Annotated in this window: 9 protein-coding genes; 6 read left to right on the top strand and 3 right to left on the bottom strand. The window is 74.0% G+C overall.

What is annotated here, in order from left to right; genetic code table 11:
- Positions 1-81: 81 nt before the first annotated feature.
- A complete protein-coding gene (locus GEV43_RS49610; protein WP_309239507.1) occupies positions 82-2,493 on the bottom strand; it encodes a TNT domain-containing protein in 2,412 nt (803 codons plus the stop codon).
- A 137-nt stretch (positions 2,494-2,630) separates the two neighbouring features.
- Here GEV43_RS49610 and GEV43_RS54645 point away from each other — a divergent pair, with 137 nt between their 5' ends.
- Entirely contained in the window at positions 2,631-3,848 is a 1,218-nt protein-coding gene (locus tag GEV43_RS54645) for an alpha/beta hydrolase (protein ID WP_160820009.1), read from the top strand.
- 9 nt (positions 3,849-3,857) lie between these two features.
- Here the strand turns inward: GEV43_RS54645 and GEV43_RS07250 are convergent, their stop codons facing one another.
- Positions 3,858-4,748, bottom strand: a complete 891-nt coding sequence (locus GEV43_RS07250; protein ID WP_160820010.1) for an LLM class flavin-dependent oxidoreductase — start codon at positions 4,746-4,748, stop codon at positions 3,858-3,860.
- Entirely contained in the window at positions 4,745-5,683 is a 939-nt protein-coding gene (locus GEV43_RS07255; protein WP_309240002.1) for a zinc-binding dehydrogenase, read from the bottom strand. The genes GEV43_RS07250 and GEV43_RS07255 overlap by 4 nt, the downstream gene beginning before the upstream one ends.
- A 184-nt stretch (positions 5,684-5,867) precedes the next feature.
- Between GEV43_RS07255 and GEV43_RS07260 the strand changes: the two genes are divergently transcribed.
- The 5 genes from GEV43_RS07260 (at position 5,868) to GEV43_RS07280 (ending at position 12,637) form a co-directional block, all read left to right on the top strand.
- Entirely contained in the window at positions 5,868-6,503 is a 636-nt protein-coding gene (locus GEV43_RS07260; protein WP_160820012.1) for a hypothetical protein, read from the top strand.
- 26 nt (positions 6,504-6,529) lie between these two features.
- A complete protein-coding gene (locus GEV43_RS07265) occupies positions 6,530-7,303 on the top strand; it encodes a hypothetical protein (protein ID WP_160820013.1) in 774 nt (257 codons plus the stop codon).
- Between the two features lie 13 nt (positions 7,304-7,316).
- Positions 7,317-9,095, top strand: coding sequence for a serine/threonine-protein kinase (locus GEV43_RS07270; protein WP_160820014.1), 1,779 nt, complete (start codon positions 7,317-7,319; stop codon positions 9,093-9,095).
- Between the two features lie 42 nt (positions 9,096-9,137).
- Positions 9,138-10,634, top strand: coding sequence for a hypothetical protein (locus GEV43_RS07275; protein ID WP_160820015.1), 1,497 nt, complete (start codon positions 9,138-9,140; stop codon positions 10,632-10,634).
- A gap of 68 nt (positions 10,635-10,702) precedes the next feature.
- Positions 10,703-12,637 carry an endonuclease/exonuclease/phosphatase family protein gene (locus tag GEV43_RS07280; protein ID WP_160820016.1) on the top strand — a complete coding sequence of 645 codons (1,935 nt, stop codon included), beginning with the start codon at positions 10,703-10,705 and terminating at the stop codon, positions 12,635-12,637.

A 12,637-nucleotide genomic window follows, 5' to 3' on the forward strand; every position in this document is an offset into this window, starting at 1 on the left:
GCCGCCGCGGCCCGCATCCCGCCAGGACCCGCGTCAGGGCTCGCGACGGGGCCCGCGTCAGGGCTCGCGTCGGGGCTCGCGTCAGGGCTCGCGGACCTCGGTGAGGGTGCCGTCCGCGAGCAGTTCGGAGAACGGGCGGCGGAACACGTATCCCGTTCCGCCGCCCGGCTGCCCGAACCACGGCACCGCCACGCCCGCCAGCACCTCCACGGGCCTCAGCACCCGGAAGGCGCGGTAGCCGAGCGCGAGCCAGTCGGGTGGCAGCGACCGTTCGGGGAACGGCGTGCGCGCCGCGTAGGCGACGTTCCCGTCCGGCGGCCCGTAGCGGTCGACGGCCGTTCCCGCTGCCAGCTCGACGACCCGCCGGTCCCTGAACAGGCTCAGCGGCGGCTCGCCCTGCACGGGCTCGATCGGCGCGTCCCCGTTCACCGATCCTGGCCTTGCCCCTGCGAACGGCGGCTGCGCGGGCTGCGGCATGGGCGGCGGAACAAACCCCTCAAGCCGCGTAGCGGGCGCGGGTGCCGGTCCCGCGAACGGCGCGCCCGCCCCGCCGGGAAATCCGGGAGGCGCGGGAGGCGGCGCCGCCGGAGGCGTCCCCGGAGCGGGCGGCGCGGCAGGCGGCACCGGCGCGAACGCTCCGGGCCCCGCTCCCGCCCCGTCCACCAGCGGCGGCGGCGTCCCAGGGGCCTCGGGCGGCGGCAGCGGCGGCCCTCCGGGTGTCGCGGGAGCGGCAGGCCGGGTCAGGAGGAGGCTGCCGAGGAGGTGGGCGCATGCCTGGTCCACGTCCTCGAACGTGATCTCCTTGCCGCGTTCGCCGTCCTTGAGGCGGAACACCGTCCAGTCGCGCTTCCCGCCGACGAGGCACCAGGCGCCCTCCGCCGCGCCCCTGATCCGGTACGAGGCGGGATCGACGCCGAGTTCGTCCAGGCGTTCGCGGAGCCGGGTGAAGGCGTGCGCGTGCCGCGTCGGGCGCACGTGGACCTTGCGGCGCAGATGCTCGGCGGGCATGGGCTGAGGCTCCGGCCCGGCCGCCTCGCGCGCCCCGTCCGGCGTGTGCGCCGCGGGCGCGGGCGGCGGAACGGAGGTGGGGGCCGCGGCCTCGGGGACGACGGACGCGGGAGGCGGGGTGGGCGCGCCCGTCGCCGCGTCGGTCGCGGCCCGCATCGCGTCGTCGCTGACCTCCGGCACCCGGAATCCGCGGGAACGGATGTGCGCGACGAGGTCGGGTTCTGGCGGGATCTCGTGCTCAGCGAGGTAGTACGCGACCGAGCCCGACCAGACCCACTCGCCGTCGGTGTGGAAGGTGAGCGGCACGCGCGGGCCGCGCGACGGGTCGATCTGGTCCGGCGCGTACGAACGGGCCGCGAGGACGACCGGCGCGGACCGCAGGTACTCGACCACGCGCGCCGCCTCGGCGGGCTCCACGTACGGGCGCGACACCGAGGGCGATTCGCCGTCCGCTCCCATACGGTCGAACACGCGGGCCCTGCGGATCCCGGCGCGCGATGCCTCCCCGGCCGCGCCGTTCGCACCGGCCGCGCCGTTCGCCGGGGCCGGGGGCGGCGGGGCGGCGGAGCCGAGGACGCGGGTCATCCATTCGGGCGGGTCGGGGTTGGGGAAGCGTTCGAGCTCGCGGCGCACGTCGTCGGCCGACGGGACGGAGTTCCAGCGGGGCTCGTCGAAGGTGAAGCTCGCGCGGCAGCGGACGGCGCCGTTCTCGCACAGCAGCTCGAAGTCCATCCGCGACCAGGTGCTGCCCTGGAAGCCGTGCGTGCCTGCGCGGAGCCGTTCGAGAACGGCCCGGGCGGGCGCGAGGGCCGCGTCGGCGGACCACCCGTCCGTGACGTCCCTCGGCGTCCAGACGCCCATCGTGCCGTCGGCCCGGTAGACCATCGGCGGCGGGAACTCCACGTGCCCGCCCGCCGCCTGGTAGTAGCCGAAGATCTTCACCCAGAGCGGCGGGGCCTGGTCGGCGAGCGCGATCGTGAACGGCCCGGACAGCAGCTCCATCTGCTCGACCGGGTTGAGGGCGTCGCCGGGCGCGCCGCCCGGGACCGGCACGGACGGCTCGCGGCCGTCCAGGCGCTCGCGCAGCCAGCGCGGCAGGTGCGCGCCGTCGCGCGGCATGACGGTCTGGTCGCGGCGCCAGCACTCGACCGGGATGGGCGGCGTCCACCGGGGGTCGAAGTCGTAGTTGTAGAGCGGGTGCGCGGAGTCCGGCTCGACGAACAGCAGCATCGAGAACCAGGTGCCCTGCTCGGAGAGGTAGTGCGCGCGCCGCAGCTCCGCGAACAGTTCGAGCAGGTCCCGAGGCGGGTCCGCGGGCGCCACCGTCCTGCCGTCCTCCATGAGGACGGTGATCGCGAGGTCGTTCACCGCAACCGTCGCCAGGCACCGCAGGTCGATGCGCCGCCACCCCGGCGGGGCGAGCCCGCGCGCGAGCCCGGCGATCCGCGCTTCGAGCCCGCCGATGCGTTCGTTCTGCCCCGTCACGGACGAGTCCCCCTATGAGATGCGATGGTCGATCATCGGAGATTACCGAGGGAAGGGGACGCTTCACCGGGAGAGAGGGAGATCGCCCGGAGAGGGCGGTTCGCGACGGCGGGCGCACTCGCCTAACGTCGGGTGCCGTGTCGAGTGAAACCGCCGCGCCCCCCGCGCCCGCAGAGTCCGATCCACCGCGCCGGGCCCGGCGGGGACGCCGCCGGCGCGTCCGGGCGCTCGTGGCCGCGGCCGTGGCCCTCGCGGTCCTCGCCTGCGCGGCGCTCGGCGGCATCGGCTGGTACTTCTCGGACGTGGCGACGGAGGTCGCGCACGGCGACGACTACCCGATCACCATCGTGGACGCCGCGAACGGCACCGTGACGCTCCCCCGCAACGCCCACACGGCCCGTCCCGGCACCTGGGGCCTGGTCTGGAAGGAACGTTCCGGACGCGACGGGCGCGCCGTGCTCGGCCGCGTCACCGGGGGCGACGCCCGCACGGTCGTACGCCAGGTCACCGCCGTTCCCCAAGGGACGCCGGTCAAGGGCGCGCGGGCGTCCATCGACCACTGGGTGTACGGCGGCGATCCGAAGAGCGCGCTCGGCATCGACTTCGAGAACGTCGCCTATCCGTCCAAGCTCGGCCCCATGCCCGCCTGGCTCCTCCCCGCCGCGGCCCCGGGCGGAGGACTCTCCGGAACGTGGGTCATCGGCGTGCACGGGCACAACTCCGACAAGGCCGAGACGTTCCGCGCGATGCGGACCGTGCACGGTCTCGGACTCCCGATGCTGTCCATCGCGTACAGGAACGACGTGGGCGCGCCCGCGTCGCCCGACGGCAAGAACCACCTCGGCGACACCGAGTGGAACGACGTCGCGTCCGCCATCGCCTACGCGCGCACGCGCGGGGCGACGGGCGTCGTCCTGTACGGCTGGTCCATGGGCGGCGCGATGGTGATGACCGCGCTGCGGCACGGCCCGCCGCTGCCCGTGCGCGGGGTCGTCCTGGACTCGCCGGTCATGGACTGGGACGCCACCCTGCACAAGCAGGGCGCGGCGCGGGGCCTCCCGGGATTCGTGGTCGACGTCGCCGAACAAGTCCTGGAACGGCGCACCGGCATGGACCTCGACGACTACGACCAGCCCCGCTACGCGCCCCGCCTGAAGACGCCGACGCTGCTGTTCACCACCACCGACGACTCGACGGTCGCGAACGGCCCGGCCCTGGCGTTCGCCAAGGCCGCCCCGCCCGGCATGGTGGCCCACCTGTCCGCGCGGGCCGACCACACCGAGGCGTGGAACGCCGACCCCCCGCTCTACGAGAAGGCCCTGACCTCCTTCCTCACCCGCGCCACCCACCCCTGACGCGACGGATCAGGCCAGCAAGGAGGCGGTCTCCGCCAGCAGGTCCGTCTGGCCGAGGCGGTCCGTGGGGAACGGCATGCCGATCACGCGGTGCGCGCCGGCGTCGGCGAGCTCCGCGAAGCGTTCGGCGGCCTGGCGCGGGCTCCCGACGATCAGGCCCGCGCGCGCCTCGTCCTCGCTCATCCCGTAGCCGGTCAGGGCCCGCACCTGCGCGTCCACCTCGGCCGCAGGGACGTCGCCGAGGCCGACGCTCGCGCCGGCCGTCAGCTTCGGGACGGGCCGTCCCAGCTCGTCCGCGACCTCCCGCATCCGCTTCACGCCCGCCCTGATCGCGTCCGGACCGGAGAGCGCGCAGTACCACTCGTCGCCGTACAGGACGGTGCGGCGCAGCGTCCCGAGGCCGCCGCCGATCAGGATCGGCGGGACGTCCGCGCCCGGCGACAGCGTGACCCGCTCCCCGTTCACCTCCGTCGGCTCGCCCCGGATCAGCCCCGGCAGGACGTCCAGGACCGCGTCGGTGCGCCTGCCCCGCTCGGCGTACGGGACGCCGACCGCGCGCCACGCCGCGTCGCCGTGCACCGGCCCGCCGCTGCCGACGCCGAGCAGGACCCGGCCGCCGGACAGGTGCTGGAGGCTCGCGACCTGCTTGGCCGTCCACGCCGGCTGCCGCAGCGCGACCACCATCACGCCGAAGCCGACCCGGATCCGCTCGGTCACCGCGGCGGCCGTCGCGAGCACCAGCGTGCTGTCGAGGAACGGCCGCCCGACCGGGATCAGGTGATCGCCCACCCACAGCGACTCCAGCCCCGCGGCCTCCGCGCGCCGGGCGTGCTCGGCGACGCCCGCGACGGGGTCCACGCCGAACGACGGCAGGTTCACGCCGACCTTGAGGGCGGTCATCGGACCACGTCCAGCAGCGTCTTGCCCACGGTGGCGCGCGACTGGATCGCCGCGTGCGCCTCGCCGGCCCGTTCGAGCGGGAACCGCTGCCCGATCACCGGCCGGACCGTCCCGGCCGCCGCCCGTTCCAGCACGTCCCTCGTGAACGCCCGCATCTCCTCCGGCGTCGCCGCCGCCTGGACGAGCGCCACGCCCCGTTCCGCCGCGTCCTCCTCGGAGACCGCGCTCCACTCGCCGCTCGCCAACCCGAAGCTGACCATCCGCCCGCCCCGGCGGAGCAGCCCGAACGCCGCCCGCGCGATCTCGCCGCCGACCCCGTCGAACACCACGTCCACGGCCCCGGCCCGTTCCGTCCAGCCGGGCTCGGTGTAGTCGACCACGTCATCGGCGCCGAGCCCGCGCGCGACCTCGGCCTTCCGCTCGCCGCCCACCGCAGCGACGACCCGCAGCCCGGCCGCCTTGGCGAGCTGCACCAGCAGCGTCCCCACCCCGCCGGCCGCCGCCTCCACCAGGACCCGCTCCCCCGCGCGGGCCCGTACGGCGTCCAACATCATCGACGCCGTACGGCCGTCGGCCAGCAGGGCCACCGCCTCGTCCAGAGCGAGCCCGTCCGGCACCACGAACACGCCCGCCGCGTCCACGGCCGCCCGTTCCGCATAGCCGCCCGACCCCCCGGTCGAGCTCACGACCCGCTTGCCCACCAGCGCCGGATCGACGCCCTCGCCCACCTCGCTGACGACCCCGCCCACCCCGTTCCCCGGGATCACCGGCGGCACCGCCTTGAACGGCCCCGGCAGCCCCGCCCGGAACTGCGTCTCCACGAACGTGATGTTGGCGTGCTCCACCTCCACCAGCGCCCGCCCCGGCCCCACGACCGGCTCCGGGGCCTCCGCCATGACGAGCACCTCGGGCCCGCCGAACTCCTTCAACCACACCGCGCGCAACGCGACCTCCAAAGATCGTTTCGCCCACCGTGCAACCTCGACCAGCCTTGAGGTCAAGCCGGTCCCGGACGGCGCGCCGCCTTCCGGCAACGAAGCTCTTTTCTCGCCACATGCACCTCTGTAAGCTTTCGCGCGTACTCCGCCCCCGTTGTCGGCTGAACGATCAGGGATAGCGATGCGCCCCCGGCTGGTACGCCCCTCCCCCGGCGCACCCCGCCGCGCCGTCCGCACCCGTGCCGTCCGCCCGGTTCGCGCCGCCCGGCCGCACCTGCTCGCCGCCTCGGCCGCTTTGTCCGTCCTCCTGGCCGCGTGCGGGTCCGGCTCCTCGTCCGGCGGATCGTTCCAGCCCAACGGCTCGTTCGGCTCCGCCTCCCCCGGCGACCCGTCCGCCTCCGCGGCCCCCTCGCCCCTCCCCACCGACCAGATGGACAAGGCGGCCCTGAAGGTCTACCGCGAGTACCAGACCGTCTACCAGCGCGCCTACGAGAACAACGACCCCTCCGAACTCGCCTCGGTCGCGGCGGACCCCATCCTGACCCGGGTCACCAACGACATCGCCGCGACGAAGGCCAAGGGGGAGATCTGGCGCTTCACCCACGCGTACAACCCCCGGGTGTACGCGCGTGCCAAGGACGGCTCCGCCGTCTACGTCTCCGACTGCGTTCGCACGCTCGCCGCCTACCGCTTCGCCGCCAAGACCGGCAAACGCACCGGAGGCGGTCCCGGCGACTCGTTCCTCTACCGGACGACCGTGCAGAACGCCTCCGGCACCTGGAAGGTCGCCGAGATCGTCCGGGACAAGAAATGCTGACCTACGGACGTAGGGAAGGACCCACGATGCCAACCCCCTCCCGCCCCCTGGCCCGGGGGTCCACGGTCCTCGCGGCGACGGCTCTGATCGCCCCGCTCGTGGCCGTCGCCTCGGCTCAGGCCGCCCCCTGCTCCATCACCGGGCCCGGGAAAGGCAACTGCAACAAGAGCGTCCCGGGCGGTACGTCCGGTGGCGGCGGCTCCGCCGGTGGAGGCGGAGGGAGCGGAGGCGGGGGCGGCGGCGACGTCGCTCCACCGCCTCCCATGGGCCTCAACCCGGACCAGGGCGCGGGGTTCGTACCCGTCCCCGGCGCCCAGGACCCGCCTCCGGCTCCCGCGGTGCCGACGATCACGCTCGCGCAACGGGCGCGGTCGGAGCTCCAGGTACCGACCCCGGTCGTGCACACCGCCCCGAACGGCAAGACCTACGTGAGGGTCCGGACATCGCTGTGGGTCGACGGGTTCGTCACCAAGTCCACCACTCCCTTCACCGTGGACGGGCAGACGATCCAGGCCACCGCCGAACCCGACAAGGTCGTGTGGAACCTCGGTGAGACGACGGCCGACTGCGACGACGGAGGCAGCAAGGAGGGCAAGTCCTGCAACTACACCTACCGGCGTTCCTCCGCGCAGCAGCCGGGCGGCTCGTACAAGATCACGGCGACGGTCATCTGGAACGTCTCCTGGACCTGCGAAGGAGCAGCGTGCGACGACGACGGCGGTGCGCTCGGCACCATGCAGATGACCTCCGCGCCGACCCCGCTGACCGTGGGCGAGATCCAGACGAACAGCCGGCAGTGAGCCGATCGACCGGATGAGCACGGAACGCTGGCGGCTGCCTGGATTCATCGAGGACAAGGAGTTGGGCTCCGGTGCGCAGGGCCGTGTGGTCCTCGCGCGGCACGAGACGAGCGGCTACCAGGTCGCCATCAAGTACCTCGCGCCCGAGCTGCTGAACGACGCGTACGCCCGCGACACGTTCCGGAGCGAAGCCGCGCTGCTGAAACGCGTCGTGAACCCGTTCGTGGCGCAGTTCTACAGCTTCATGGAGACGCCGCAGGGCGCGGCGATCATCCTGGAGGCGGTGCCGGGCACCTCGCTGCGCACGATCCTGGACGGCCGGGACGAGCCGTTCACGCCCGAGGCGGCCCTCGCGACGCTGAAGGGTTCGCTGGTCGGTCTGTCGGCGGCGCACGCGGCCGGGGTCGTGCACCGCGACTACAAGCCCGCCAACGTGCTCGTCCAGCAGAACGGGCAGAGCAAGCTGATCGACTTCGGCGTGGCCGTCCTCACCGGGCAAGGCGGAACGGGCGGGACGCCGTCCTACATGGCTCCCGAGCAGTGGAACGGACAGCCCTCCTCGCCCTCGACCGACATCTACGCGGCCGCCTGCGTCTTCTTCGAATGCGCGACCGGGGCCAAGCCGTACCAGGGCGACACCGTCGAGGCTCTGCGCGCGCTCCACACCACGGCGCCGATCCCGTTGCACCTGCTGCCCGAGCCGTTGTGGCCGCTTCTGTCGCGGGGGCTCGCCAAGCGCCAGATCGACCGCTACCCCGACGCCGGCACGTTCATCGCGGAACTGGAAGCGATCGCCGTCCAGTCGTACGGGGCCGACTGGGAACGGCGCGGCGCCGTCGTGCTCGCCGGGATCGCGTCCGCGCTGGCCACCGCCGTCCCGCTCGTCGCCATCGGCAGCGCCATGACCGCCGCCCCCGCCGCGACGGCCGTCACAGGCACCGCCGCCACCGGCACCGCCGCGACGGCCGCAACGGGCGCAGCAGGGACAGCGAGCCAGAGCGCACTGGCACTGGGAGAGACCACCGCCTCCACCTCTAAGGGCGTTCTCGTCAAGGTCGGCGGAACCAAGGGGGTGGCGGGCATCGGTGGTACGGCCGTCGCCGCCACCGTCGCGGCGGGATTCCTGCTGTGGCCGTCCGAACAGAAGGTCGGCGGTGTGGACCACGGTTCCGTGCTCGTGACGTTCGGCCGCCCCGGGGCCTGGCTCAACCAGCCCTTCATGCCTGCCAGCGACACCCCGTACATGGGGCAGGACTACACCGTCAGACCGGCCCGGGCCAAGGCGGGCACGCGCGTCACACTCGTCATGAAGTTCAAGGCGCGAAGCCCCGGAAAGGCCAAGTATCTTCCAGGTGGCCGCCGCGAGTGCTTCGGCGAGAAATCTGACCGCAAAGACGTGATCGGCTACTACCATTTCGCCATGGGAGGTTCTGCGCCCAAAGGGAGCAAGCCCAACGACGGAATAAACGAGGTCTCCCTGTACCGGTCGCCTCCCGCGAGAATCGACGAACTCCCCTGGAAGGGCGAGCTTTCGATCCCCGCTAAGGTCAAGGAGGAGAACAAGAAGGAACCGTTCATCCCCTCGATCTGCGCCTTCCTCAGCACGTGGACCGGCACCTACACGTTCACGGTGCCTCCGAAGAAGGTTCTGCGGCCCGGCCGGTACCTGATAACGGTCGCCGCTCCACCCCACCTGACAACCCTGGAACTGGACCACGCCGATGTACCGCCGGAGGCGGCGGAGGCGCGGACTGTCGGGTCGTTGCCGGTGTTCCAGGTGCTGAGCGGCTAGGATGCGGGCGATCCGGGCAATCATCCAGAGTTAGGGTCTTCGGTGGCGCCTTCCCTGCGACGGAGCCCGCCGGGGCGGATCCTGACCGCCGCGCGGGCCATGGCCGGGGGCAACGCGGTGTTCGCGGTGATCCTCGGCGCCGGGGTGCTGCTCCGGGTCGTCGCCATGATCGGCTACCGGCCGGCGCTCTGGTTCAACGACAGCTACGACTACGTCCGCATCGGCAACGCGCCGTTTCCCCATCCGCTGAGGTCGGAGGGGTACGGGATCGCGTTGTGGCTGCTCAGGCCGTTCCACAGCCTGGGGCTGGTGGTCGCGCTCCAGCATCTGATGATCGTCGCGGTGGCGGTGTTCGCCTACCGGGCGCTGGTGCGCGACTTCGGGGTGCGCAAGCGGTGGGCCGCGGCGGCGACCGCGCCGCTGCTGCTGGACGGCAACCAGATCGAGCTCGAGCATCTGCTGCTGTCGGACACGCTGTTCACGGCGCTGATCGTCGTGGCGGTGCTGCTGCTGGCGCGGCCCGGGGCGGCCGGGTGGCGGCAGGCGGCGGTGGTCGGCGGGCTGCTCGGCGCGGCGACCCTCACCCGGACGGTGGGCGGGCCGCTGATCGTGCTGGCGATGCTGTTCCTGCTGGTCAGGCGGGCGCGGTGGGTGTCGGTCGCGGTGCTGGCGCTGGCGTTCGCGGTGCCGGTCGGCGGGTACGCGGTGTGGTTCCACGCCGAGCACGGCCGGTACTCGCTGACGCAGGCCGACGGGGTCTTCCTGTGGGGCCGGACGTCGGCGTTCGCCGACTGCTCGAAGCGGATGCCGTCCGGCGACCTGGTCTACATGTGCCCTCCCAAGCCGCCGGAGGAGCGCGGCTCGTCGTCCAACCAGATCTGGGTGGAGGGCTCGCCGACCGGGTGGAGGAACGGTTACGCGTTCACCCCGGAGATGAACGACCGGGCCGGACGATTCGCGATGTGGGCCATTCGCGAGCAGCCCGTCGATTACGTCAAGGCGGTCGCGTACGACTTCTTCGTGCGGACGTTCTCCTGGTATCGCAGCGGTTACCCGACACCGGGAACGGCGGCCAAGTACAAATTCCCGAAACGCGCGGAACGGATGAAGGATCTGCCGGTCATCGGCGGGGGCAGCCGTTTCTCCGTGGTACGGGAGTACGAGCACGGGTCGGGCCGTACGCGGATCGTCCGGCCGTTCTCCGACGTCGTCCGCGTCTACCAGGAGGTCGTGAACGTCCGGGGCACGATGCTCGGGCTGGTGCTGGTCTTCGGCGCGGCCGGGCTCGTGCGGGGACGGCGGCGGGGGCGGCCGGGGCGGCGCGGGCGGCCGGAGAGCGGGCTGTTCTGGCTGTCGGGGGTGGCGCTGCTCGCCGTCCCGCCGGTCACGGCGGACTTCGACTACCGGTACGTGCTGCCCGCGATGCCGTTCGCGTTCCTGGCGGCGGCGACGGCGTGGGGCCGCGGGCGGCCGGGCGAGGACGAGGCCGCGGCGGTGCCCGGCGCGGCCGAGCGGGAGGCCGAGCCGGCCGCCACCTGAACGCCTGTTGCGCGGAGCCGCCCCCATACGTGAGGATCTCTCACATTCTCACCGTGGGAGGTGCGGCCATGCGGGGTCGCGTACGGCTCGACGTGCTGCTGGGCGCGGTCGTCCTGGTGGACGTGCTGCGGGTGTTCCTGCCGTCGCTGATCACGCTGGTCGGCAGCGCGGGCGAGACCCCGGCCGAACTGATGGGCGCGTACGCGCTGTCGTGGTTCGCGGCGGCGTTCCTGGCGGTGCCGCTGGCCCGGATCGTCCCGGCGCGCGGGCTGGCGGCGGGCGCGGGCGCGGCGCTCGTACTGGCCCGGATCGCGTTGCAGGCGACGGACGGCGGCGACGCGCAGTTGTACGCGGCGAGCGCCGGACTCCTCGCCGGGCTCGTCTGGCTGGTCGCGACGGCGATGGCGGCGCGGGACGCGGGCCCCGCGCTCGGCGGGTTCGTGGCGGGCCTCGCGGCGGCGACCGCGCTGCACGCGGCGCTCGACGGCGTCGATCTCGTGTGGCGGGCGGGCGTCTGGCCGTGGGTTCCGCTGGCGGTCTACCTCGGCCTCTTCGCCGCCGCGCTCCTCCGGGCGCCGGACGGCGAGGGCGCGGCGACGGCTCCGCGCGCGTGGGCGGCGGCCGGTCCCGCGCTCCTGCTCTGGGGCGTCTACACAGGGAACGAGGCGCACGCCCAGGCCAGCTCCGGCTGGTCCGGCGGAGCGGCGGCGGCCGTGATCGCGGCCGGGGCCGTGCTGTCGGTGGCGGTCGCCGCGGCGCCCCGTTCGCTGACGCGGCATCCGGCCGTTCCGGCGGCGGCGCTGGTGGTGTCGGCGCTCGGCTTCGCGTTCGGCCGCGCGACGGTGGACGGCGTGCACGGCGTCTCGCCCTGGTGGACGGTCATCGCGCAGGTGCTGGGCCAGCTCGCGCTGGCGGGCTGCCTCGGCTGGGCCGCCGCGCTCCCCGGCCCCGACCGCCCGTCCCGGCGCGGCATCGCGGTGGCGGCCGGAACGCTGCTGTTCGTCCTGCTCGTCTTCGCCTACTACGCCGCGTACGACCTGGGCGTCCCGAACCGCTGGGTCCCCGTCGCCACCGCGCTCTGCGTCGCCCTGCTCACCGTCCGCGGCACCGCACGCGGCGAGGTCGGCGACACCGCCGGCGGCTTCGCTCGCGGCGGCGGTCGGGGGTCGGAGGGGCGCCTCGCGGAGATCGGAGGTCCCGGCGGGCTGCGGGTGGTCGCCGCGGCGGGGGCGGCCGTGCTCGCCGTGGCCGCCGTGCCGCTGTGGCGCGGCGATGCTCCGGAGTGGGCGCCGCCGTCCGGCGGGCTGCGGGTCGCCGCCTACAACCTGCGCATGGGGTACGGGATGGACGGCACGATGTCCGTCGCCCGGCAGGCGGACGCGCTGCGGTCCCTGCGTCCGCACGTGGTCGTTCTCGGGGAGGTGGACCGCGCGTGGATGCTGAACGGCGGCCGCGACCAGCTCCGCCTGCTGTCCGGACGGCTCGGGCTGCGGCACGCGGTCTGGGCCCCGGCGGGCGACGAGGTGTGGGGCGACGCCGTCCTCACCGATCTGCCCGTCACGTCCGTACGGAACGAACCGCTGGTCGAGGGCGGTCCGACCGGGGCGCAGGCGCTGCGCGTCGGGGTGCGCTGGCGGGGGCGGGACGTCGCGGTGATCGCCACCCACACGCAGCCGCCGGACGGCTGGAAGGACCTCGGGCAGGCCGAGCAGCTCGCCCGGATGGCGCGGGACGCCGCGAGGGGCGGGCGGCCGGTCGTCCTGGCGGGCGACCTCAACCTCCAGCCCGGCGACCGGCCCTGGGACGTGCTGCTCGGCGCGGGCCTGACCGACGCGTTCGCGTCCGTGCGCCCGCTGCGCACCTTCCCGGCCTCGCCCCGTCCGGACGAGCAGCTCGACCACGTGCTGGTGACGCCCGACCTGGTTGCGAGCGATCCCGCGAGCCCGGCGGTGACGGGGTCCGACCACCGGCCCGTGGCCGTCACGCTCGCGCCGCGTTCCTGA

It is taken from the genome of Actinomadura sp. J1-007 (assembly GCF_009793335.1).
GTDB lineage: Bacteria > Actinomycetota > Actinomycetes > Streptosporangiales > Streptosporangiaceae > Spirillospora > Spirillospora yumaensis.